Origin of the sequence: Wujia chipingensis (assembly GCF_014337155.1) — a bacterium.
In the GTDB taxonomy this organism is placed as follows: Bacteria; Bacillota; Clostridia; order Lachnospirales; family Lachnospiraceae; genus Coprococcus_C; species Coprococcus_C hominis.
On sequence record NZ_CP060632.1, the window covers coordinates 1810535 to 1837023 of the forward strand.

At 42.3% G+C, this 26489-nt stretch carries 15 protein-coding genes, 1 tRNA gene and 1 other annotated feature; all 16 genes read right to left on the bottom strand.

The genetic code is table 11. The features are described 5' to 3' along the window. Nucleotides 1–2: 2 nt before the first annotated feature. The 16 genes from H9Q76_RS08520 to H9Q76_RS08595 all read right to left on the bottom strand — a co-directional run bounded on the left by H9Q76_RS08520 (nucleotide 3) and on the right by H9Q76_RS08595 (nucleotide 26489). On the bottom strand, nucleotides 3–1169 hold the full coding sequence (locus H9Q76_RS08520) for an FprA family A-type flavoprotein (RefSeq protein WP_249320936.1): 1167 nt from the start codon (nucleotides 1167–1169) through the stop codon (nucleotides 3–5). A 111-nt stretch (nucleotides 1170–1280) separates the two neighbouring features. After that, complete coding sequence (locus tag H9Q76_RS08525; RefSeq protein ID WP_249320937.1) at nucleotides 1281–1973, bottom strand: HAD family hydrolase; 693 nt, start codon at nucleotides 1971–1973, stop codon at nucleotides 1281–1283. A 339-nt stretch (nucleotides 1974–2312) separates the two neighbouring features. After that, on the bottom strand, nucleotides 2313–4415 hold the full coding sequence (locus H9Q76_RS08530; protein ID WP_249320938.1) for a glutamine synthetase III family protein: 2103 nt from the start codon (nucleotides 4413–4415) through the stop codon (nucleotides 2313–2315). A gap of 263 nt (nucleotides 4416–4678) precedes the next feature. Then, the gene (locus H9Q76_RS08535) at nucleotides 4679–5854 is read right to left on the bottom strand and encodes a hypothetical protein (protein ID WP_021985188.1); all 1176 of its coding nucleotides are present in this window, start codon (nucleotides 5852–5854) and stop codon (nucleotides 4679–4681) included. After that, nucleotides 5854–7077, bottom strand: a complete 1224-nt coding sequence (gene tyrS, locus H9Q76_RS08540) for a tyrosine--tRNA ligase (protein ID WP_249320939.1) — start codon at nucleotides 7075–7077, stop codon at nucleotides 5854–5856. The genes H9Q76_RS08535 and tyrS overlap by 1 nt, the downstream gene beginning before the upstream one ends. 59 nt (nucleotides 7078–7136) lie before the next feature. Next, nucleotides 7137–7386, bottom strand: a binding site (T-box leader). Between the two features lie 47 nt (nucleotides 7387–7433). Next, nucleotides 7434–8600 (bottom strand): cation diffusion facilitator family transporter, encoded by a 1167-nt coding sequence (locus H9Q76_RS08545; protein ID WP_118544855.1) that lies wholly within the window; start codon nucleotides 8598–8600, stop codon nucleotides 7434–7436. Continuing rightward, on the bottom strand, nucleotides 8593–10176 hold the full coding sequence (locus H9Q76_RS08550) for an O-antigen ligase family protein (protein ID WP_249320940.1): 1584 nt from the start codon (nucleotides 10174–10176) through the stop codon (nucleotides 8593–8595). Before H9Q76_RS08550 ends, H9Q76_RS08545 begins: the two co-directional genes overlap by 8 nt. Nucleotides 10177–10267: 91 nt before the next feature. After that, nucleotides 10268–10351, bottom strand: a tRNA-Leu gene (locus H9Q76_RS08555). Between the two features lie 131 nt (nucleotides 10352–10482). Further along, the gene (locus tag H9Q76_RS08560) at nucleotides 10483–13068 is read right to left on the bottom strand and encodes an Ig-like domain-containing protein (RefSeq protein ID WP_249320941.1); all 2586 of its coding nucleotides are present in this window, start codon (nucleotides 13066–13068) and stop codon (nucleotides 10483–10485) included. A gap of 95 nt (nucleotides 13069–13163) precedes the next feature. Beyond that, nucleotides 13164–13520 carry a 50S ribosomal protein L20 gene (gene rplT, locus H9Q76_RS08565; RefSeq protein ID WP_021985193.1) on the bottom strand — a complete coding sequence of 119 codons (357 nt, stop codon included), beginning with the start codon at nucleotides 13518–13520 and terminating at the stop codon, nucleotides 13164–13166. A 20-nt stretch (nucleotides 13521–13540) separates the two neighbouring features. Further along, nucleotides 13541–13738 (bottom strand): 50S ribosomal protein L35, encoded by a 198-nt coding sequence (gene rpmI / locus H9Q76_RS08570; protein WP_021985194.1) that lies wholly within the window; start codon nucleotides 13736–13738, stop codon nucleotides 13541–13543. 56 nt (nucleotides 13739–13794) lie between these two features. Continuing rightward, a complete protein-coding gene (gene infC / locus H9Q76_RS08575) occupies nucleotides 13795–14289 on the bottom strand; it encodes a translation initiation factor IF-3 (RefSeq protein WP_117780625.1) in 495 nt (164 codons plus the stop codon). Nucleotides 14290–14523: 234 nt separating this feature from the next. Further along, on the bottom strand, nucleotides 14524–15636 hold the full coding sequence (locus H9Q76_RS08580) for a M24 family metallopeptidase (RefSeq protein ID WP_021985196.1): 1113 nt from the start codon (nucleotides 15634–15636) through the stop codon (nucleotides 14524–14526). A gap of 384 nt (nucleotides 15637–16020) precedes the next feature. Next, nucleotides 16021–20229 carry a leucine-rich repeat protein gene (locus H9Q76_RS08585; RefSeq protein ID WP_249320942.1) on the bottom strand — a complete coding sequence of 1403 codons (4209 nt, stop codon included), beginning with the start codon at nucleotides 20227–20229 and terminating at the stop codon, nucleotides 16021–16023. A gap of 160 nt (nucleotides 20230–20389) precedes the next feature. Further along, nucleotides 20390–25567, bottom strand: coding sequence for a DUF5057 domain-containing protein (locus H9Q76_RS08590; RefSeq protein ID WP_249320943.1), 5178 nt, complete (start codon nucleotides 25565–25567; stop codon nucleotides 20390–20392). 16 nt (nucleotides 25568–25583) lie between these two features. Beyond that, nucleotides 25584–26489, bottom strand: a complete 906-nt coding sequence (locus H9Q76_RS08595) for a PulJ/GspJ family protein (RefSeq protein WP_021985199.1) — start codon at nucleotides 26487–26489, stop codon at nucleotides 25584–25586.

The window sequence follows — 26489 nt, forward strand, 5'->3', positions numbered from 1 at the left end:
CCTTATTTGATTGCATTCACTAAGGCTTCCATCGCTGGGTAATCAGATTCCTTCATCGTAGACATGATCGTAACGGTTGGCTCCACAATCGTGACATCCTTCATCGTAGAAAGAATCGTCTTCATCGTGCGGGCGGCACATGGTGCCCAACTGCCATTCTCCAGGATACCAACGGTACGCTTCTGGTACGCCTTTGACTGCAGATGATTCAGGAAATCCTGCATGCATGGAAATACCCCACCATCATAGCTTGCGGCACAGAGCACCATCCGGTCATAGCGGAATGCATCCTCGATTACCTCAGCCATATCTTCTCTCGCCAGATCACTGACAACGACCTTCTCTACGCCCTCTGCGCGAAGCATGTCTGCAAGCTTTTTAGCTGCCTTCGCCGTATTGCCATGGATCGATGCATACGCAACAAGCACGCCTTTATTCTCCGGCTCATACTTGCTCCATGTATCGTAAAGTCCAATATAGTATCCGAGATTTTCCTTCAATACCGGACCGTGCAATGGACAGATTGTCTCGATATCAAGTCCTGCTGCCTTCTTCAGAAGTGTCTGCACCGGCATGCCATATTTACCGACGATATTAAAATAATACCGTCTTGCCTCACATGCCCAGTCCTCATTTTCTGTGAGGGAAAGCGCGCCGAACTTACCAAATCCATCTGCTGAGAACAGCACCTTCTCGCTCTTCTCATAGGTCACCATGACCTCCGGCCAGTGTACCATCGGTGCCATATAGAACACCAATGTATGGGTTCCAAGCGATAACTCTTCGCCCTCCTTGACCGCAATCTTCTCCTGCGCATCCAATCTATCCTCAAAGAACTGTGGCAGCATCGCAATCGCCTTTGCACTTGCAACCAGCTTTACCTCCGGAAAAAGCTCGACCATTCTTCCGATACTTCCCGCATGATCAGGCTCGAGATGCGAGATAATCAGATAATCCGGCTTTGCCCCATTCAATGTCTGAAGCAGCTTATCCTCCCAGCCTTCCATGCCTCTGGCATCAACTGTATCCATAACCGCAATCTTCTCGTCCAGAATCACATATGAATTGTATGATACGCCTTCCGGTACTACGTACTGACTCTCAAACAAATCAATATCCTTATCATCCACTCCGATATAACGAATTGCATCCGAAATAGTTACCTGCATGTTTTTGTCCTCCTGTATTGTATTACCTTATACTTTTTCGTTCCATAGCATACCAATTGCTGTTCCGCGTTTATCCGTAATTCATGCAACGCTGTAACTTTATGCGCTACTCTATTCTAACAGATTCCGCTCTATATATCCAACATAATTTCGTGTATAATCCTCAATCAGATAATCGCACACGCCTGTATCCTGCAGCAGCTTTTTATCGGAATCGCCGTAGATTCCTACAATACAAGCTGCGTTCGCAGCAACGGCGGCTTTCACACCGGATGGGCTGTCTTCGATCACCATCGTCTCAGATGGCTCCGCCCCGATGCGCTCCATCGCACGAATATACATATCCGGTGCTGGTTTCGCCCGCATCGTTCCATCATCATAGGCAAGCTTTGATTTGTCAAACCATTTTGCAAGTGCAAACCGTTCAAAATAAAAGTCGACATTGGATAGACCAGATGCCGTTGCGATATTGCATTTTATATTTCTTCGCTGCAACTCATCCAGAAATTCTGGTAACCCCTTCACCAGCCTGCAGGCGTCCTGATCTTCCTGATACATGCTTCTGTATAGAACCTCTTTCTCTTCGGTCAACTGCATGATCTTCTCCTCGGACAAAGCACCCTTCCCAAGCAGCCACTCGAAAATATCCCGGTTCGTATGTCCGAGTATCTGATGCTGGAATTCTTCTTTGGTAAGTTCCCTGCCAGCCAGCTTACTCACATATGTCCGCCATGCAATATCATGATATTTGCCATCAAAAATCATCGTGCCATTACAATCAAATATAATGTTCCTTATTTTCATGTCTCATCCTCTTCTTATCTTTATATATGTACATCTGAGTGGATATACAGAATCCACTCTGAAATTCGCTTAAAATTTCCGGGATGGGTTTTTCCGCTTACTTTCCACGTCCTACGCCCACGTTGTGGGCATTTTCATAATTATACTCCATTCTACGCCCATTTGCCATCGCCCCAAACAGAAAAACTCATCTCGATAAACCAAATTTCCAATTCAAATCTAAAAAATTCACTTTCAATACTGAAAACATTCCACATAATATCTCCTATTACGTAAAAAAGGGGCTGCCAAAGCAGCCCCTGGGGGAAAATATATAAACCAAATGGTCTATAGCATATTCTACTGTTCAAACAACAGCTCTTCATATGTAGGGAATGGCCATGCCTTTGCATCCACAATCTTCTCAAGCTCATCCGCCGGCTTACGAACCGTATCGAAGAAAGCAAATACCACATCGTGATAATATTTTGCCCAAGCCTTTGGATCATCTTCCTTCTCAGCAGCCTTCGCTACGATATCCTCAAGCTCTGCAGTTGCCTTCTTAAGTTCCGCAAGCTTTGTATCGATGGTAGAAAGAATCTCCATCTGTGTATCTGCGCTGATACCAAGCTCCTTCAAATCCTTCACAGAAGCAGCCAGAGTACCCTCATACTTCATAACAGCCGGAATAATCTGCTTCGTGGACATCTCGATCATTGTCTTAGCCTCGATATTGATCTGCTTTGCGTAGTTATCATACATAACAACGCCTCTTGCAACCAGCTCACGCTTAGACATTACACCATGCTTCTCAAACATTTCGATATTCTCCGGTGTTGCGAGGTAATCAACCGCATCAACCATGCACTTGATATTTGGGAGTCCACGGCGCTCTGCTTCCTTTACCCACTCCTCAGAATAACCATTTCCGTTGAAGATGATTCTCTGATGCTCTCTCAACTTATCTGCAACCAGCTTCTTTGCGGCTGCCTCGAAATCATCTGCCTTCTCCAGCACATCTGCAAAATTGCAAAGTGTGTCAGCAACGATTGTATTTAAAGTCATCATTGGCTGTGCAATACACTGTGTACTACCAACCATACGGAACTCGAACTTATTACCGGTAAACGCAAATGGTGATGTACGGTTACGGTCTGTCGCATCCATCTTGAACTCAGGGATGACTGAACATCCTGACTTGTAAACCTTACCCTTCAAGCTGCTTGTTGCCTCTCCATTTGCAATGATCTGATCAACAACATCGGCAAGCTGATCACCAAGGTAAGCAGAAATGATTGCTGGAGGTGCCTCATTTGCACCAAGTCTGTGATCGTTACCAGCAGAGCTTGCTGACAGGCGAAGCAATGCAGCATGATTATCAACAGACTCCAGAATTGCAGCTAAGAATACCTGGAACTGCAGATTCTTCTCTGGCTCCTTGCCTGGATCAATCAAATTCTCGCCATCGGATGTTGAGATAGACCAGTTATTATGCTTACCAGAACCATTGACACCTGCAAATGGCTTCTCATGAAGCAGACATGCAAATCCATTTCTCTCTGCAACCTTCTTCAATGTCTCCATCAGCAACTGGTTCTGATCCGTTGCTACATTTGTTGTACCATAGATTGGTGCGATCTCATGCTGAGAAGGAGCAACCTCGTTATGCTGTGTCTTCGCTGGAATACCATACTCCCACAGATCCTTGTTCAGCTCTCTCATGAAATGAGAAACCTTATCCTTGATCACGCCGAAGTACTGATCGTCAAGCTCCTGTCCCTTCGGTGCCGGTGCACCAAACAATGTACGTCCAGTCAGCTTCAGGTCAAGTCTCTGATTGAACTTATCCTTGTCAATCAGGAAGTACTCCTGCTCTGGTCCAACGGAAGCAGTTACCTTCGCTGGTGTCTTACCAAACAGCTTCAGGATACGAAGTGCCTGCTTGTTAACGGCATCCATGGAACGAAGAAGTGGTGTCTTGTGATCCAGAGACTCGCCTGTATATGAAATAAAAATAGTCGGAATACAAAGAACCTTACAGCCATCCGGAATCTCTTTGACAAATGCAGGAGATGTACAATCCCAGACTGTATAACCTCTTGCTGCACACGTCTCACGGATTCCTCCGGAAGGGAAGGAAGAACCATCTGGCTCAGCCTTGATCAATTCCTTGCCAGTGAACTCTGTGATGAATGTACCATCACCAACCGGATCCATGAAAGAATCATGTTTCTCTGCTGTCAGGTTTGTGAGTGGATGGAACCAGTGTGTATAGTGTGTTGCGCCGAGCTCCTTTGCCCACTCCCGCATGGCAATCGCTACGGAATCAGCAATCGCTGCGTCAAGCGGTGCACCGTAATCAATTGTCTTCTTTAATTCCTTGAATACTGCCTTTGGCAATCTTGCACGCATGACTGCCTCACAAAATGAACGCTTTCCTAAATCTTCTGCTGTAACTTCCATACTCGTATTCTCCTTTTCCTTAATTTTTTTAATTATCTTTAACTCGTAATTAAGATAACTCAAGTCTAAGGAAAACGCAAACTGAAAAAACCGTCTTTTTTCTTTCATAAATTACGTCAAATCGAATTTTTACTATACATTATTAAGTTTCAACTTGCGAATCGTATGCAAAAACAGACTTTTGTGTCGTTTTCGCAAGTAAATATAGGCGTTCGCAACGCTTAACTTGTGAAACCGCATCAAAAGTCCGTTTCTACTTGTTTTTATCTAGTCAAATCATCTCTCACACCCATATAATACGAGGCAAACTCTTGTGTAATCAATTTGTTTCGTATCATCAGGTTGAGCGTATCTTTAAATTCTGCATAGCTGATTGTCGAATGCGCCAGATTATCCAGCGTCTTGCTGATCCGGTCTGCATATCCGTTCGCATCAATCACATTGTCCCGTAATAAGATATTCGACTTGTATGCTTCTTTAAAATAAATATTCACCTTGTTGGACATTGTTACCCGGTCATCCACCTGAAACTCTACCCCTAACAGGTCAAATAGCGCCGATGCCGACCGGTTTGTCACATAGATATCATTTCCGATTCCATACAAATTCTTATAGGCAGACAGATCATCCACAACCGTACTGTGCGCATAATCCGGCAGATACGGGCGGAACATATCCGCAAGTACGCTGCTGCCCTTATACGCTGCATAATCGATATCTTCATTTGCCGGCTGCTTCTTCAGATATGTAATATTCTTGATCTGATATAGTGGAATCGTGATGTGCCGCGGTTCCTGTTCAATCAGCAACAGATGAAAATCCTTTTTCTCTACCCAGATATAGGCAGGTGTCTGATTTGCCTTGAGCTTTTCGGAACGATCTACGAAGATCATACGATGCTCCCGCCGCACCTTGAACTTATGCAGCGTCTTCTTGACCTTCTTCCGGTCGTATGTTGTGACAGTTTCCTGCGTAAGAGCAACAATCGACTGTTCTTCCATCCGTTCCTCTCTGTCCTGCGACTCCTGTCCGCCCTCATCTGCGTCCTTCTTTTGCTGTTTCTTCCGCTTGTGCCGGTTGTGTTCTTCCTCGACATTCGAAGCTTCTTTCTCGTTCTTTCGCTTCGCAAATACCGGCGGCTTCATATGATCGACTTTCTTGTCCGCATCCTGTGGCTTCGTACGTTTGGAACGTTTTGTGTCCTGCGTTTCTGCGTTCTTCGCATCTTCCACAACACCACCCTGAATCACAAGCGTCTGCGCCAGCGTAATCACAACAAACACACATACGACTGCTGCAAAAATAAACAGAATCTGCCGGAACACGATTGCACACACAATCGCACCGACAGTTCCGATTCCGAACAGCAATGACAAGAGCACGATTGCCCTTGCCTTTGCCGTTCCATATTTAATTGTATTGACACATTTTCGAATCATTACGCCTTATATACAACCTTACGGAAATTCTTCTTTCCCTTCTTCAATACGAACTCCCCTGCGAAATCATCCGGTGTGAACATCTTCTTCACATCTGTGATCTTCTCGCCATTGACAGAGACACCGCCCTGCTCCATCGCACGTCTTGCCTCGCTCTTGGATGCTGCAAGTCCTGCCTGTACGATAATCGACATCAGATCTGTCTGTCCATCATTGAAGATATCTGCTGTGATTTCAGCAACTGGCATATTCTCTGTATTTCCGCCACCGAAGATATTCTTCGCTGCGTCAAGTGCCTTCTTCGCTTCTTCCTCGCCGTGTACAAGTGCAGTCAGCTCATAGGCAAGAATCTCTTTTGCCTTATTCAGCTCGCTGCCTTCCCAGTGCTCCATCTCCTGAATCTGCTCCAATGGAAGGAATGTCAACATCTTGAGACACTTGATAACATCTGCGTCGTCGACATTTCTCCAGTACTGGAAGAACTCATACGGTGTTGTCTTGTTTGGATCAAGCCATACAGCACCCTTCTGTGTCTTACCCATCTTCTTACCCTCAGAATTTAAGAGCAGTGTGATTGTCATCGCATGTGCATCCTTGCCAAGTTTTCTACGGATCAGCTCTGTACCACCAAGCATGTTCGACCACTGATCGTCGCCACCAAACTGCAGGTTACAGCCGTACTTCTGGAACAACGCATAGAAATCATAGCTCTGCATGATCATGTAGTTAAACTCCAGGAAGCTAAGTCCCTTCTCCATACGCTGCTTGTAGCATTCAGCCGTCAGCATACGATTGACAGAGAAATGCGCTCCAACCTCACGCAATACCTCTATATAATTCAGATCAAGCAGCCAGTCCGCATTATTTACCATAAGCGCTTTTCCCTCTGAGAAATCAATAAAACGGCTCATCTGCTTCTTAAAGCAATCACAGTTATGCTGAATGGTCTCCTTTGTCATCATCTGACGCATATCGGTTCTTCCGGATGGATCACCGATCATTGCGGTACCTCCACCAATCAGAGCAATTGGCTTATTGCCACCCATCTGCAGACGCTTCATCAGACAAAGTGCCATAAAATGTCCTACATGCAGGCTGTCTGCTGTCGGATCAAATCCAATATAGAACGTTGCCTTTCCTTCATTGATCAGACGGCTGATCTCCTCTTCGTTTGTTACCTGTGCAATCAAACCTCTTGCTACAAGTTCTTCGTACAATGTCATCTTTCTTTCCTCCAAAATATATTTTCTTTTTTGGGCATTAAAAAACGCCCTTATAAAAATATAAGGACGAAGTATACTCCGTGTTACCACCTTATTTCACGCTTACCTCACGATAACCGCCTTTGCAAGTATCGATATCAATACTTCAGCCTCTGTAACGTGTGCCAATCCGTCTGCCCCTACTTGACAAGCGTTCAGGGAGCAGCTCCGAGATGTATTCATGTTTCCGACTTACCGCGCCTCTCATCAACCGGCTGCTTTCTGTGGCAGCTGCTCGCAAACACTACTTGTTCTCTTCCTCGCCTTTGCTATCATTCACAATGATATGAAAATTATATATGATGATTTTCCGTTTGTCAACAATATCCTTTATCAAACGTAATTACTGTATAATATGTATCCTGTTTCTCCGCAAGCTTCTGCTGGATCTCAGACTTAATCTGTGCTTCTGTCTTCTTACATTCATATGGCACAAGCACATCAAAGATCAGATTGGTATGCGTTGGTCCCGACACAATCCGAAAGTCATGCATCGTAAGACCTTCATCGATTTCCTTTAAAATCCCCGCCATCATATCACGGCAAACATTCGTCTTCTCATCATCGTAATCAATCGGGTCCATGTGGATCGTCATATGTACCTGCAATTCATCGTAGATGTTCCGTTCTAACTCATCAATCGCATCGTGAATCTCCATGATATTTTCATGACAGTCCACTTCCACATGCACACTACCAATCAGATTTCCCGGACCATAGCTGTGTATGATCAGATCATGCATGCCATGACAGAACATATTCTCCATCACAAGCTCCCGGATCTTTGCAACTAACTCCTCATCCGCCGGCTGTCCAAGCAGCTGATCCACCGTATCTTTCACAATACCAAAACCGGAAAGCATAATCATGACTGACACCACGATTCCCATGATTCCATCCATCGGCAGATCTGAAAATGCCGACATCACAAGTGCGATTGCGGTTGCCAGTGTTGCAAACACATCGCTAAAGCTATCCTTAGAGGTTGCAAGCATAATGGACGAAGAAAGCTTCGTGCCAAGCTTCCGGTTCATAACTCCCATCCCAATCTTCACCAGCATGGAAAGCACCAGCACCAAAAGAGCAAGAAATGAAAACGTTACACGCTCCGGATGCATGACCTTCTCCACCGAGCTTCGCAGCAACTCAAATCCAACCGCCACAACCGCAGCCGCGATCACAAGCGAAGTCAGATATTCCATCCGCCCATGTCCAAACGGATGATCCCGGTCGGCTGGCTTCGCTGCCATCTTATACCCAAACATCGTCACGATACAAGTCGCACAATCCGATAAGTTATTCACACCATCTGATACAATCGAAATCGAGCCCGCGATCAGACCGATTGCAAGCTTACTTGCAAACAAGATCACATTGCAGATGATTCCGACGATGGAGGAGAAAAAACCATACCGTTTCCGCACTTCCGGGCGTTCGATCTCATCCGCATCCTTTATGCACTTATGAACCAGAAATTCAAGCACGTTTCTCTAACTCCTTCACTCTTCTACAATAATTCACAGTACCAACGCCCATTGCCATAAATACAAAGAACAGTGGTGTTGTAATCGGCTGATTCAGATTCAGGATGCTCTGCGCGAAATATCCAACTGTCGCTGCCAGACACACACTGATCCATGCATGCTCCTTTGCATGCTTAAACATATAGACGATACTGCTTCCGACCAATGCCAGATAAGAAAGCAGACCAACAATACCTGTGGTAAATAAGTACTGCAACAGCTCGTTATGCGCATTGTCATACACTTTACCCGTGACCTGAACCATCTCATTGTAGCATGCCGCCTTGAGTGTCACACGTACCGACTCATTTCCATATCCAAACAGCTTATTTACAAACGGTGCATCACCATACACTTCCACAATCTTTCTCCAGATGTAACCACGATAACTGCCCCATTTATCATTGAATGTCAGTAACGAAGAGCCAGTTACCGCCAAAACAATAATACCAATCACGCCAAGCGCCACACACGCACCACAGACAATCAGCACAATCTTCTTTTTATTCCATGCTGCAACCCTCGTGCCAAGCTTCCAGTTGCAGACACACACAACTGCAAATACAAGCAGCGCTGCTCCACATAACACAAATGCAATATCCAGCCGGTTTAAGACGATTGCAAGTCCGCCCCGTTTCTTGTCATATCTTGTATGTCCATATTTATTGATAAACCCAAGCACCAGATTGCCGACAAACAATAAAAACACTGCAAACGAACTATACCGCAGTCTACCCTGCATAAATGCAAGGATTGTCACCACAACAACGCCAGCAAAAATACCAAGGAATACACTATCACTGTTTGCGATCAGAATATTGCAGCCAGCCGCGATCAGTAGGATTCCTGACAGAATACGCGAAAACCAGTTCTTACAAAATGCAAACACTGCCAACAACACCGGAATCGATATCGACAGATAGCTTGCATACATATTGATATTTCCGAATGTTGATATGAATTTCGTATATTGATTTGATGCAATGTTATAACGCAGATTCAGGAAATCATGCTCCATATGCTGTCCGATTGCAACCGCATACGCAAATGCATTTGCCGCAGCAAAAAAGATAAACATGATCATCTGTGGACGCACACGCTGTGCCAGCACAACGAATACGATCATCAGAACCAGATACATGCAAAGACCCATCCGTCTGCCCTGCAAGCCATAAAAAGCATCTTTTTTATTATCTGCACAAAGCCATGCAAAAAAGTTTGCCATCAGGAATGCAAGTGCATAAAACTCCGGTCGAAAAAACCGTTTCTTCCCGCTATCCTCGACGAGCAAAGAATCATACTTATAATAATTCTTCAGATTTGCCTCCACAACATAACCGATCAATGCAAGCGCCAGATAGATACCGGCCGCATATAAAAAGAAATGATATTTTGTGATCGTAATATTAAAATAATGGTCATCGTAAATCAGTGGATACACACCAAACGCCAACAATGCAAATACATACACCGCGACATCCATCACACGAATTCCTCTGCAATATTCCAAATTGTCTGATTTTTTCGTCTTTGCCATGACTTTTATCTCCTTATCCAGCTCCTGCTGCTATTTTAACATATGTATATAAAAAGAAAAGAGAGATAATTGCTATCTCTCTTTCTCTTCGTGCGGGAGATGGGACTTGAACCCACACGACGTTGCCATCACTAGATCCTTAGTCTAGCCTGTCTGCCAATTCCAGCACTCCCGCATTCTCTTGCGTGTCGCTCACGCTCAACGCAAGACATATATTATCATTTTGATTGCCCTTTGTCAACAACTTTTTTCTATTTTTGTAAATATTTTTTCACCATCTACTATAATGCGCATAAATCCGTGCTTTTATCGTTGGATATACGACCGACTTTGCACACTGCGAATGCCCTGATAATTTACAGACGGTGCTGCGCCATTCTTCGGAACAAGCACAATCTGAATTCCTTCCAACCGTTTTGCCATACCCGCAGTTCCCGCTGGCGCTCCATTTTTAGACCATCCAAGCCAGCCATACGTCTGTGCATGCACACGGTAGTAAACGTCATAATGTACTGCCATCTCACCTGTCAGATTGATGCAGATTGCCTCCAGACGCTTTGCACGTCCACTTGTACCACTCATAACTCCATTCTGCTTCCATGTGGACACATCATTTATATTTCCCTCCCAGCCGTAAGTCTGCACATGGGTTGTGTAAACGATATTACCACTGTATGGCTTATTGGTCAGCTTGATACAGATTCCCTCCAGGCGCTTTGCCTGTCCACTTGTGCCGCTCATCTGACCGTTATATTTCCAGCCCTGCCAGCCATACGTCTGTACATGGGTGCGATACGCCACATTTACCGTATTCTCTCCGCTCACCGTCGGATTTGCATTTGTGGTTGTGGAACTACCAAGCACAGGAGATGTTCCATTCTTCGCGATATACGAGGCGGTCTGACGCACAGTCGCACTTGCATATACACCAGCATAATCAACTTCCGGTGCTGGCATACCACGCTTTACAACCACGATCTGAATACCCTCCAGACGCTTTGCATATCCCGCAGTTCCTGCTGGCGCACCATTCTTCGCCCATCCAAGCCAGCCGTAACTTTGCGCATGCACACGATAATACACATCGTATTTATCTTTGTCAGCGCCCGTAAGTTGGATTTTAATTGCCTCCAGACGTTTTGCCTCTCCCTCGGTTCCGTTCATCTCTCCATTCGACGACCAAGGCAGCCATCCATAGGTCTGACAGTGCGTCGTATATTGGATTCCAAGCTTCTGGTTGCCACTCACAGCGATCTCGATCCCCTCCAGGCGCTTCGCCTGTCCACTTGTACCGCTCATCGTGCCATTTGTCACCTGCTTCTGCCATCCATAGGTCTGCACATGCGTCCGATATCGCACTGTCACTGCAGGTGCCGCCTGTACTTCTTCCGTCAGAGTACGCACACGGACAGACACTGCTTTGCTCTCCCGATAATATCCGCTCGTTGGACGTTTTACATAAAAGGTATATTCTGTATTTGGTTTGAGATTCACAAAAGCCGGACTTGACTGCCAGTGGATTCCATCCACAGAATACACACAGCCACTCTGTGTGTCCAATGTAATCCAAGTTGAACCGTACTTTGCAACCGTCGGAGTCTCCGGTTCATCCTGCCATCCGTATACCTCTATGGTACAGGTTGCCTTTTGATTGTTTGTCAGTTTACGGATTGTAATGGATGTTTTACCCGGTGCAACCGCAGTCACAAGCCCGGATGCACTGACCGTTGCAATATTTGTATTCTCTGACACATATCCCAACCGTTTGTCCGTAACATTTGCGGGCACAAAACTGGTTCGTATCTGCCCTGACTGATTATTCACAAGATCCAATACGACTGTCGCTGTATCCGCATGAATCTGCTCTGCATCCACAACCGTCACAGAAGCTCCGTAATCACTTTCACAACCAGGAGCTACGCCATCATAATAGTGATTCTGCGTATGCGATTCCCGGGAAGAGCCATCGTACTTCTCCATCGTAGCATCAGATTTATTGAAGAACTGATAGGATATCGGCGTTCCATCATCCCACGTGAGGTCCACATTGTACCACTGATTTCCAAGCTTCGTCCGGTTCCAGCCGTGTGTGGCACTCGTAACTGATACCGTCTCAAGCCCTGCAGCATTCGTCAACATACTATACAGCTTCGCATATCCGGCGCACACCGTTTTTTTCTGCATGACAGCACTATATGCTGTCTGATCGTAGGTGCCCTCTTCGTACTCTACATATTCGCAGATGATATCATGTGCTTTCTTCTCCTTTGCATACGCAGTTGATTCTTTTTGAATCGTCTGCACCCATACATCCACCCGGTTAAACATCTGCACGGAAGCATTGGAACGGGTATCTCCATCCGCAAAAGTATCATATACGCCCAGATATACAACTTTACTATTGTAATACAGAGCATTCTTGATGAAATAAAACTGTGGATTCTGATAGGTGAATATGTAAACCAGAGATGATAACTCCTCCGATGTCAACCCTTCATAGCGGATTGGACCGATACCAGAAACAGCCCTGCCATTAACGGATAACACCTTCGCATCCACACATGTATTCATATACGCTGTACAATACAAGTTCATCTCATCATAGAGTTCCTGCCATGTTGTACTCAGATTCTGATAGCAATAATCATCTCCATATGAGTCCCAATTCGTACGATAGACACCAGATAGTGCGGTTCCACTGCTACTATCACTGATTGACATGGCAGCCTCATCGAGATCTCCATAGCTTTCATCAATCTGGTAAAGCTCCAACGGCTTCAGATCCGATGTCTCCGGATCCGCCGTCTCTGCTGCATAAGTTGTCATATTCCCCGTCCAGATAAAGATCGTGCACAACAGCATGATTATACATTTTGTTACTTTTTTATTCATCCTTTGCTCCTTGTACTCTCCGGTCAACAGTTTTACACCCCTATTATAACAAAACCCGCTGTCCGAAGACAACGGGTTTTGAATACAATCTTTTATTAAGCGAGCTTGCTCTTAGCAACCTCTACTACCTTTGCGAAACCTTCTGGATCGCTGATAGCCATCTCTGAAAGCATCTTTCTGTTAAGATCTACACCTGCAAGCTTCAATCCATACATAAGCTTGCTGTATGAAAGTCCATTCATTCTTGCTGCTGCATTGATACGAGCGATCCAGAGCTGTCTGAACTGTCTCTTTCTCTGCTTTCTACCAGCATAAGAAGATGTCAAAGCTCTCATAACTGACTGCTTTGCTACTCTATACTGCTTAGATCTTGCTCCCTTGTATCCCTTAGCGAGCTTTAATGTTCTATTATGTCTCTTCTTAGCGCCAACGCCGCCTTTAATTCTTGCCATCGTTCATTCCTCCTAATATCCTATAAATATGGTAAAATCTTCTTCATAACTTTGCTGTTTGTAGAATCAGTCATAGTTGCTTTTCTAAGATTTCTCTTTCTCTTTGTAGTCTTCTTAGTAAGAATGTGGCTCTTGTAAGCCTTATTTCTCTTAAGCTCACCGGTTCCTGTCTTCTTAAAACGCTTTGCAGCTGCTCTTTTTGTCTTTAACTTTGGCATTTCTTTTCCTCCTTAAAAATCATGCATATGCATGGTAATTTCTTATTTATATGAATTTAACGTTTTTCAGCTAAAAACATGATCATACTTCTACCTTCAAACTTTGCAGGTTTATCTACAACAGCAACATCTGAAAGCATCTCGGCAAAGGAATTCAGAATCGCTTTACCATTATCCACATGCGCAAGCTCTCTACCGCGGAAACGAAGTGTAACTTTTACCTTATCGCCCTTAGTCAGGAATTTTCTTGCCATGTTTGCCTTCGTATTCAGATCGTTATTGTCGATGTTTGGTGACAAACGAACTTCTTTGATTTCAATGACTCTCTGCTTTTTCTTTGCTTCCTTCTCGCGACGTGTCTGCTCATAACGGAACTTTCCATAGTCCATAATCTTGCAAACAGGTGGCTTTGCTGTCGGTGCAATCTTGATCAGATCAACACCCTGCTCATCTGCGAGCTTCTGAGCGTCCTTGGATGACATGATACCAAGCTGCTCTCCTGTCTCACTTACCACACGTACCTCTTTGTCACGAATCTGCTCGTTAATCATTAAATCGCTAATAATATACACCTCCCATTATCAATGCATTAAAAAAGTGGATAGACAAACTATCCACACATTGTTATAATAAGAAATCTATATATTCTCTTACTACATAACCCGAGTCGCCTATGCGCTAAGGTGAGAGTGGATACTCTGCTTTCATCAACATACTTGCATACTATAGCATGCAGGTATGGAGTTGTCAATACTTTTTTCAAAATTATATTTCATTTTAGACTATTATACACAGATCAGTTCCTTCGGGGAAGATGCCAGATTCTGATATCCATCTTCCGTCACCACGATCATATCCTCAATCCGTACACCAAATCTGCCCGGCAGATAAATACCCGGTTCCACTGTGATCACAACACCCGGCTTCAACACAGCATCACATTTCATGGAAAAACGAGGTTCCTCGTGAATAAAAAGTCCCACACTATGTCCGAGTCCATGTCCGAAATAATCTCCATAACCGGCGTCTGCGATGATGTCACGTGCACATTTATCGACATCCGAACATACCATGCCCGGTTTCACAACGGAAAGTGCTGCAAGCTGTGCCTGAAGCACGGTATCATACACCTTCTTCTGCTCTGATTCTACCACTTCTCCAATATGAATCGTCCGCGTCATATCCGAACAATATCCCTGATACATACAGCCAAAATCCATCGTCAGGAAATCACCTTCCGTAAGCAGCTTCGGCTGTGGCATCGCATGTGGCAGACTGCTGTTTGAACCACTTGCCGCAATCGTATCAAAACTCGTTCCCTCGGCACCACGCAGCCGCATCTCATATTCTAACTGCAAGGCAACTCGCTGTTCCGTCAATCCATCCTTCCAGTTCTCGTGGATAAACTTTACAATCTCTGTAAACGCCTCATCGCCAATCTGCTCTGCACGTGCCAGCTTCGCAATCTCGTCCTCTGTCTTTACTTCCCGATACACATTAACTGCATCTTCCAGTGGCACAAACTCCACCTGCATTCCCGTCAATTCTTTTGCAAATGTATCTACAAAAGCCTGATACTGCATATACGAAATCTCTTTATTCTCAAATCCGATTCGAAGTGTGGATCTGCCCTCTTTTGCAAATGCCTTCTGCACCATCGCCGCGATCGTCTTGGAATATCCTTCCCGTCCAATATCCACACAGGTAAATTCCGGTGCTTCCAGTTCTACCTGCTCTGTATACCGGCTGTCTGTCAAAATATACTGTTCTCCCTGAAACGCCACAAGCATTCCTGTATGTCCCCGATACCCAGACAGATGATGGATGTTATATCCATCCGTCAGAATCAGTACCTGTAAATCCTTTTTATCAATAACTTGTACCAGTTGTTCCTTCATGTCTATCAAGCCTCCTACTGTAGTAGTATACAATCATAGATTTGGAAATACAACGCAAAAATGCAACAAATAAAAAAGTATGCTCTGTAGAGCGCCAATTGTGCCAGCCCCCTTGATTTTTATCAATTATATGTTACGATAATCTTGTTCGAGGATCAGTCCTTGGACATCTTGGGGAGAGCGAGTTGTTGATGTTCGGACGCAACAACTCAAACTATGTTTTACATAGGGAGACCATATAGATTGGGGAATCTATATGGTCTCTTCTATTTTTTATTTATCTAATGAATTTTATATAACATATTTATTACATACAAAAATCCATGAGCAACTCCGATATTATCGAAGTCACTCATGGATTTTATTTTACTAATAATATAATAATTACTTACTTACATACGGTCTAGCTGTTTTACCAGGTGCCGGTCCACCCTTTGGAACAAGCTTAATTTCTATGCCCTCCAAACGTTTTGCATAACCTGCAGTTCCTGCTGGTGCACCATTCTTTGCCCAATCAAGCCAGCCAAATGTCTGCGCATGTACACGATAATAAATATCATAGTGCTCTGCCATCTTGCCTGTTAAAGTAATACAAATCGCTTCTAGACGTTTTGCCTCACCACTTGTACCGGACATTGCACCATTTGATCTCCAAGTAGAAGGATTATTCACATTTCCCTGCCATCCATAGGACTGTACATGTGTTGTATAACTAATGCCTCCGCTATAAGGCTTGTTTGTCAGTTTAATTTCGATACCTTCCAGACGTTTTGCTTGTCCACTTGTACCACTCATACTTCCGTTAAACTTCCAACCTTGCCAGCCATATGTCTGTACATGCGTTCTGTATGTAACATTTGGTGTACTGTTTCCTTCAATCGTAGGATTCATTGAAGATGTCGGCTTCGAATTCACAACTGGTGACGTTCCAGATAATGCAATATATGCACTTTTATTGACAGATTTAATGCCATTCTTATTCTCGTCAATCTTCTCGCCCTTCTTAACAATTACAATCTGAATTCCTTCCAGACGTTTTGCATAACCTGCAGTTCCTGCTGGTGCGCCATTCTTCGCCCAACCAAGCCAGCCATAAGACTGTGCATGTACACGATAATAAATGTCATACTTATCCTTATCTGCACCTGTAAGCTGAATCTTAATTGCCTCCAGACGCTTTGCTTCGCCTTCTGTACCACTCATGTCTCCGTTTGATGACCATGGCAGCCAGCCGTAGCTCTGGCAATGAGTCGTGTACTGAATGCCAACCTTATCATTTCCGCTGACATTTATTTCAATGCCTTCCAGACGTTTTGCCTTTCCGGACGTACCGGACATAGCGCCATCCTTACTCCATGACTTCTCCCATCCAAATGTCTGTACATGCGTACGATAGCTCACTGACATTGTTGGAACTTTCACTTCCGGAGTCGGTGTCGGAGTTGGTTTTGGATCCGGAGTTGGTTTTGGATCCGGATTCGGATTTGGATTTGGTGTTGGATCTGGTGTCGGTGTTGGCGTTGTTCCATCCTTTGGCAAAACCGTCAATGTACAGGTAACAGCTTCTGCCGTATCACCATAATTCGAGTTGTTTGAAGGTGTACATGTAATAGTGACTGTTCCTGCCTTCTTTGCTGTAATTTCTCCGGTCGTAGACTTAATAGTCGCAACCGATGTATCCGAACTCTTCCATGTGACCTTCTGTGTGGTTGCTCCTTCTGGATTCAATGTCGCTGTCAACTTCAACTTCTCGCCGCCAACCTTTACAGTTGCTGTTTCAGGAATACTGATACTCTGTAACGGCATATAGACATTTATCGTCTTTGTAAATTTCGTTTCCGTTTCACCAGGTACACTTGTAGCAAATGTAATAACTGTATTTCCACTCTTTACCGGTGTAATTACTGTTGAAACTGTAGCCTGTGTATAATCTTCATTAAACACAATCTTTCCCGTCTCAATCTTAACCACACCTTCTACAGATGGTGTACATGTAAGTGTCACATCTTCCTCTTTAATCTCACCATATTCCAATGCTTCTTTGAATCCCTGCAATTTGATTGTTGCTGTAATCGTTGTTTGCTCTCCATCCTTTGAAGCATTCAGTTTTGTTGTTGCTGGATCAGAGGACGACATTTGTGTAACATATTTATTAAACACTGTTACCTTACACATACCATTTGTCTTACCATCCGGTGATGTTGCCTTGATTGTTTCCGTTCCCTGTTTGATTGCTGATACTTTGCCATCTGCATAGGATGCATAGGTACCTGTATCTTTATTATTCATAGTCCATGTTAATTTATCTGGTGCATCTTTCTCTGCAACTTCATATGGTACATCCACACCATTTTCTTCTTTATAATATTTGATAGTTGCAGACAAGTCTCTCTCTGAGCCAACTCGCATTGTGTATGCGTTATTGGAAAGCTTGATTGAAGCTAATGCATCCAAATAAATAACATCAAACGTTTTCTGCTCTGTGGACAAATTTCTTGCCCACGCAGCTCCATCAGACCCCGCATATACATAAAGATCCAGTGCAGAGTTCGTTCCAATAAATACACCAGTATTGATTGTCTTAATAGTCTTTGGAACCTGTATTTTTGTCAGCATCTTACAATTTCCAAACATCTGCTGTGGTAACGCCGTTGTTCCCTCTGCAATCTCAATAATTTGTATGTTACCCTGCTCATCCTTCGGATTTGTTAATTTCGAACAACCATAGAAGCACAGCTCTCCAAAGGATGTAAGTTTCTTTGACAAATACATATATCCATTTAATCCGGACATCCCTGCAAAAGCAGACTTTCCAACTGAAGTGACAGTATCCGGCATCGCCAGATTTCCAACAAGTCCACTACAACCACTAAATGAAAACTCTCCAACCGTCTTCAGGTTTGCAGGAAGTACAAATTCATTTTTAAAACCATCACAATCTGCAAATGCATAATTTCCGATAGTTGTAATACTATCCGAAAGCTTTAATGCATCAAATCCAGAACATGCGTCAAATGCATAATTCGATACATTAGTTACCTTTCCCGGTATTGTTAAAGTCCCGGTGAGTAAACTACATTGATCAAAGGCATAGGCACCAATCGTATCTACCGTTTCCGGGATTGTTAATGTTCCATTTAACGAAGAACATCCCTGAAATGCGTTTGCATTTATTTTCTGTACGCCTTCTGGAATATCCACACTTCCAATCATGCTAGAACAGTTTGAAAATGCAGCCTGTGGTATATTCTTTAAATTCTTACTTAATACAAGTTCTCCATTAATATTACTACATTTATTAAATGTATACGTACCAAGCTGTGTCAACGTATCTGGAAGTGTAATTCCTCCTGTCAGCTTTGAACACTCAGAAAAAGCATAATTGCCAATTGTTTCCAACCCTGATGGCAAAGAAAGCGTTCCATCCATCCCTGAACACTTTTCAAATGCATATTGCCCAATACTTGTAACCCCCTCTGGAATTACAATCGAGCCCTTAAACGCAAGGCACTTATCAAATGCATACGCTGGAATACTCGTTAATTTACTTCCGTTTTCAAACGATAACATCCCCATATTTGATTTGTCGGTATCGGCATATGCACTTTGAAATGCAGAATCTCCCATGAACGCAACGGAACTTGGGATAACAAGATTTCCTTTCAGCTTTGCGCCAGAAAAGGCTTTCTTTCCGATTGATGTAAGTCCACTTGGAAGCGCAAGATCTCCTGCATTTGTTGAGGAAGCCCCATAATTCAAAAATGCTTCATCACCAATTTCTGTTACATTAAGTGGAAATTTTAACCCATTTTCCATATTGACTTTTCTACAACCAGAAAATGCCTGCGCACCAATGATTCCTCCACCATTAAATGTAATCTTTGTCAAGCCTTCACAATTATAAAATGCCTGTTTACCAATTTTGGTAACACCATCAGGAATCACAATTTCACTTTTCAATCCTGCCTGACTTTGAAATGCAGCCTCTCCAATCCAATTCAGCTTTGAACCTTCCTCAATTGTAACGGACTGCAATATGTAAACTTTCTGTTTTTCTCCTCCGGCAAATGCATTTGTACCAATGGATTCTATAGAGGCAGGAATATTCACGCCTCTCGGACATTCCGTCAATGCGAATGCACCCTGATCAATCGCTGTAACTGGAATATTCTGATAGTCTGCAGCATTTGTGTACTCACTGGAAGCACTTACCTCACTTGGAATAGTAATATTTCTATCTGTCTTATTTTTACCATATCCCTTAATAATAGCTTCCTTTTTTCCATTATTTACACGAATCTGATAAGACAGAGTATAATTTCCCTCTTCAGGTGTGTACTCTAAATACGTTTCTTCTGTAATCGTCTTATCTTCTGCAACAGTTTGCTCTGCCTGCTGTAAATCTTCACTTACAGTTTCAACCTCTGTCTTGGATTCCTGTTCACTTGTTTCTTCTTGTGGATTTTCTTGTTCTGACGCTTCGAAAATTTGAGATGACTCCGCCGCATATGTAACTGTTGGTGCTATATTGCTTGATGCCATAGCAACACTCAGTGCGACAACGAGTGCTCGATTCATTTTGCGTTTTCGCATAGTATCTCCCCTTTCATATTATTTTGTACGTTGTGGCATATATCGCCTGATTCCTAACTACATACATATTTTAATTATAACGATTCTTATAAAAAAGTCAATCAAATGGCAAAAAAGCATGGGACTCTTTTCAGAGTTTCCCATGCTTTTTTAAATATATTTAAGTTAAATCAAAGAGATAATCCTTCAACATAACCTTAATTCTCTGGTAAACCTTGTTACCTTCGGAATCAGTTGCTTCAATTACAATATATGTATATTCATTATTGTAATTCTCAAAGTACGATGGTTGAAGCTTCAATTTCGTTGCCGCTACTGTAACTTCCTTACCATCAGAATCTACATACTTCTCAGCAATCTGTCCGCCATCCTTATTCAACAGCTTCTCAAGAGAAGAATCATATCGGAATACATCCTTGATGATACCTTCCTTTACCTGTGTAGAATTCCAATCCGCAATCAATACATGATTCTTATCTGCTACATATGAACTATCACGATTTGTCTCTGAGTAATCCAAATCATAGTAGATTCGAACCTGCTTTAATGTTGCATCCTGGTCTACAGTTACCTTAAAACTAAACTCTGGATATGAAGTATTCTCCTCAACCTTTGTATAATAATCATCGTTTACATCACGTTTGATGATATTATTTGTTTCTTTACCATAGTCATATACATAAATGGTTGGCTGTTTTACACTGTTACGAACCGAGTTACAAATAATATTGATGTACAGGTAACGCTCATCATTATTATCCTTTCCTACACCAGTCACCTTCGAATGTCCGGCACCACAGTAGTTTACGTTCTTATAAGTGTAAATAAAGTAGTTGTCCATACCATCTCTCGGTGATGCTGCATAGATGGAAGAACCGTCCTTTGTATTATTACCACCTGCAAGAGAATACCACACTGTCATGTCATCATTTTCAACATCCAGCGCATATGCCTGTGAGTGCGTTCCTGAAATATTCAACTCAGATGCCAATGTGAATGGGAACAATGTTACAATACCCTGATTGTTCTGACTCGCTTTATCAGTACCATACTTTGTATTCTCCTTTGCAGAAAAGCTAGCTGCATTGTACCAATATCCTGCGATTGCCCAGCTCAAATCGGCATACCGATAAGGAATTGCATATGGATTATCATTACCACTGACATTTACCGCATCTGTATATGCCACGGATGTCAGATATTTGCTTGGCGTTGATCCAAACACTTTTTTCATATCTGAAAGCCAGCTTGTATACCGATTTTCATCTTTCGTTGTCGACAGATTCGTCATAAAGTACTTGTCACTATCCTGTGTAGTTGTATACTTCACATAATTCTGACTTGCATCTGTTGTCACAGGATCATTAAAGTGATACCGATCCATACCAAAGTATGAGCGAAGTGTTGCTGTCAATGTAGAAGTACCCTTATCAGAGAACTTTGTCAATGTATCATGGAACAACAGGAGCTGTCCATCATCTTCGATGTAAGACTTCAAATCTGCAAGTGCAATCGGACTTGTAATATCATCTCCACCGAAATCTTCAGATGGTCCAAGAATAATTGTACTATATGATTCCTGTAACCAATCGGCACCTGCTGCATATCTTGTGTATTTCTTGTAAAGCTCCTTATACTCAAGTTCTTTATCTTTTACCTTAAAGTACTCCTCCATATAAGTGTTCATACTCTCTCCATTTGGAAGATATGCCTGTGATACATCATTATACTGTGCAGCGTTACCATCAATAGAATAATAATCACTGTACGTTGATTTTGTCTTCAAACGATTCAATTCCTGAATCAAAGTCTCTTTTGATGTATTACTTGAGAAGGTTGTCTTGCCTGAATTTGTGCTTCCTGACTGAATTCCGGCAATTAACTTATCAATTTCTTCATCAAGTTCCTTTCTTGCATCAACGGTTGTTTTCTGAATATCAACACCTGTTTCATCCTTCATGCTGGATGTTCCAGTTGCACTCTCATTCTTCATAAACTGATACAACTGCCAATATTTGCCTGCCAACTGCTCATACTCACGTTTCTTAATAAATTTATATTTATCTTCCACTGTTGTGAGTGCATTATACTTATCATAATCAGTATCCGTTGAATCAATTGTAAATGAATTTACAAGTGCCTCTTTTTCTGCATCTGTAATTGCTGAAGAGTAATTAACTTCTCCATTGTCAACCTTGTAATCATATGCAGCTTCTGCATCCTTTGCAGCCTGCTCAAACTCATTACGCAGCATAATATCGACATCAAAGTCATACAAATCATTTACCTGATCTGCAAGGTTGTTATCCCAGTCATCCATACCCTTGACACCTTTTCCAGGTACAACAAGCTGACTGTCATAACTTACGATACCAAACGTATGCTCATGCTTACCTAAGTAATGACTTCCCAGCATACCATCCTTCGAATCCTGGAAATTACCACCATAAAGAGCTCCATACGCTGTACGATTTCCTGAATTCGTATATGGGTTATACTCCAGTCTCTGATATGCCTGCTGACATACAGTACAGAAATACAAGGAGTTGTAACCTTCTGCGCCTTCGCCAAGTGCGTTATTTGACCACTGGTTTGCCTTACCTCCCGGCATAATCTGCAATACATTTACCTGCTGTTTTTCGTCAGTCTTGTTCTTGACATAAGCAATACCCGTCTGGCTGACTGAATTTCCATTTGTATCAACAACCTCAATCATCCAATACAGTGGACCATAGAAGCTGTCCGCACACTGATAAGTAAGTGAATTCGCATCTCCTGATGTCATGTACTCTTCTTTTCGATCAAAAGTACTATTTCCATCATCATCAATATACAGTTTAACCGTATAATTGGCACTTCCCGTGACTGTATATTTAAATTTCAATGTACCATCTGTAATCTGTGATGTTTCATCATACCGATTATAAGTTGCCGGCATACTTGTGATTGTCAGCTTTGGTCTCTTCACTGATGTTGCATAGATTGAACTCAACTCATTCTTTGGAGTATCTGCTGCACCACCCTTGAACACTGAGACATATCCTGTTAATGAATCACCAAGTGAACCATCACTTAAAATATCTTCCACATCCGTCTGATTAAAGTTCCACTGTACATTATCTTTATCAGTGCCTTCACATGCTGCCAATAACTTATACATATTAGAATCCGGATCAATCGAGTTCTGCAAATAGCCATCTGTCTTTGCAAGAGTATATGCTGTTGTCAGATTCTTACTTACTACAACCGGCATTCCTGCATCAACATATTCTTTTAATGCCTCATACCGATTATATGTGATATCATTACCATTCAATACTGTAAACGTATCTGTATAATTTCCATTCAGGCGAACCTTCGCAGTTGGTGTACCACTGTTTGCAGGACCTGGAGACTGTGCCATAGCTGAAAGATCCAGATTTACAATATCACCATTGTGAGAATACATCGTGTAGATTGGCAAAGTTGTAATCTTTGACATATCCAAACTACCCGAATTAGACTTCAATGTCCCACCCCATCTTGCAAGACCTGTCAAACTACGATATTCTAACACATCCTTTAATGCAGATGTATTTCCACCAATATAAACCAAATCGTACTTTCCTAAAACTTCTGATTTATCACACGCAAACTCCTCGGATGACATCTGTACCAAATTAATCTTATCAATTGGTAAGTTTAATGCATCTGCTAATTTTGCCTTAGAGAGCTCCCAGGCATAGTACTCTGTATTTTCAGCTAACTGTTCTTTTGTCTTTCCATTCACGACATTAGCTGGAGCTGTATAATAATTTCCACTTCCATAAATACTTGATGCATTACCACTTCTTGGCTTTGCCTTGCCTACTTCCTGTGCCACAGCTTCATCAATTGGATAGCATGGCTGAATCTCTAACACCGTAAAGGATGAGGAAGAAGAACCTCTACCGCCAATTCCACGATATTTCGATGCATTGATCAAATCTGCAATAACCTTTGCTGTCGCTGCACTCTTTGAAGTCGTAACAACACTAAAGTCAGCTCTTGAAGTTACCATAATATTCTCATATCGTGCAACATACTCTGTTGTTGCTACCATATAAAATAACTTAGAGTAGTTTGTCTCTTTTAAGTCGTCCGGAACTTCAATCGCTGCATCTGTTGATGTTCCCATATCTGCACCATATACAATATGGAGCTTACCATACATTGCTGATGCAAATTTCTTATAGAGATCTGCCGTGATTGTCTGATTATAACAAGAATCTTCAATCACAATCATGTCGTACTGATCAAAATCAACGGATTCTGAATCAGCCAATGTTACAATATCATTCTGTATATAAGTTGGTCTTACACCGACACGGTTATTATAACCATTCTTATAGAAGATTGAATTTGCATCCAGCTTATAATATTTTGATGTAGCAGTATCTGCAATTGCAGAACCATCTGCTGCATACAACCCCGTTGCTGACGGATTTCCTGCTAACAGCGCATCTGTCTTTGTATATGTAGTATTGACGCCAATTGTCAAAATCTTCGCCATAGACATCGGCTGCGCTGAGGATCCATCTGAAGCAGAGGCAGTCGGGTCTGACTCATATACTTCCGTCCATACACCATTTGTCTTCTGTGTCTGACCGTTAATTCCCAGATACAAAGAACCACCTGCATGCTGCAAATACTGATCTGCACTTAAGTTGCTTGCCCACTTGAATGTGTAATAATACTTTTCATTTGGGCCAAATACAGAAGATGCAAGATCTTTCATATTCTTTGATGTCGACGGATCAACGGTTGTTGCATTTGGACTATCAATGACTAAAGGCTTAAAATCGCCAACTGCATATGTATGCAAAAGATCATATAATTTCTCGCTCATGTCATTGTCTTTTGTAAATTTCGATGCAGAATCATTACTTACATAAATGAAATCTGCCTTTGAAATATAAGCAAGATCTGCATCACTTGTTACATTTCCGCCAAAACATTTGTATTCGATACAACCATCTGCCATCGCCTGCTCGATTGTACGGTTTCCATCAATAACATAATCCTTAAAGCCATTGGAACTAACAAATGTCTCTAAGCTTGAAGCAGAAGAAGATGAAATTTCTGCGATATGATAAATCTTATCTACTTCTGGATCTTCTGAATTTGAATTATCGATAATGTAATCGATAATCGTTTTTGTATCCACATTCTGACTTGCATCTGCGATAATTTCGCCATTCTCCAGCAAGCCGTCTTCGTCACCATTTCCAGCGAAGGAGAACGATGCAATTGCAACTGCAATCGCCGCAACGAACATTACAGATAATGCAGATATCAAAATCTTTGTTTTACGTTTCATGTTCTACTTCCCCTCCCTACTTTTTTGGTACTAATACATACGAATTTCTTGGATTCACTCTTCCATTCGTTGTATACGTCATATTAGACTGATTATAGTATATATCCAGCTTAACTGAATTGTTTTTTGCATCAATGTTTGCTGTACATCCCGCAACACCAACGCCTATCGCTCCTAGCTTTGCTTCAACATATGACAAATATGGATTATACAGATGTACAAACTTTGAATTTGAATCTGACATATCCACCTCATCATCTGACATTGTCATGTATGCATATTTTCTGCCATAATACATGTTATTGTTTTCGAAGTAAAAGGTAGAAACTAATGTGTCATTTATGCTGTATACAATTTTGGAATTTTGTTCTGTGCACTGTACCTTTGTTGCTTCCCCTGTCAATGAATTAGTTATTACCTGTTCAGACAAAATGCTTGGGTTTCCACCCGGTACCAGATTCATATCCAACGGAACAGAACTTTCAATTCGCAGATATGATATATATATTGGATCGTCTACATCAATATCCTTAAAACATATTACATCTGCCTTTGAAACTGAATCAGTAATTCCATATAAAGATGGATCTTTTACAAGTGCTTTTGCTGTTGCCTCATCTTTCACATAGAACTTCTTCGCCATTGTTGCACTTGTCTCTTCTCCTACCGTTGCAAAATTCAACTGTTCTGATGCTGTATATCCAACCATCACAATATCATTTGCCTGCATGATAGTGTCTGTAATTAAGCTATATGTTTCCTGAGCCTGTGTTTGTAACTTAACATCCACCTGTTCTTTCCTTGTTTGTGATACGCTCGATCCCATAAAGGAAGAAACTGCTAACATCAAGAACGCAAGCACTGCTATAGCTATAATTAATTCCACCAAGGAGAAGCCGCTGTTTTTATTATCTTTATTCAT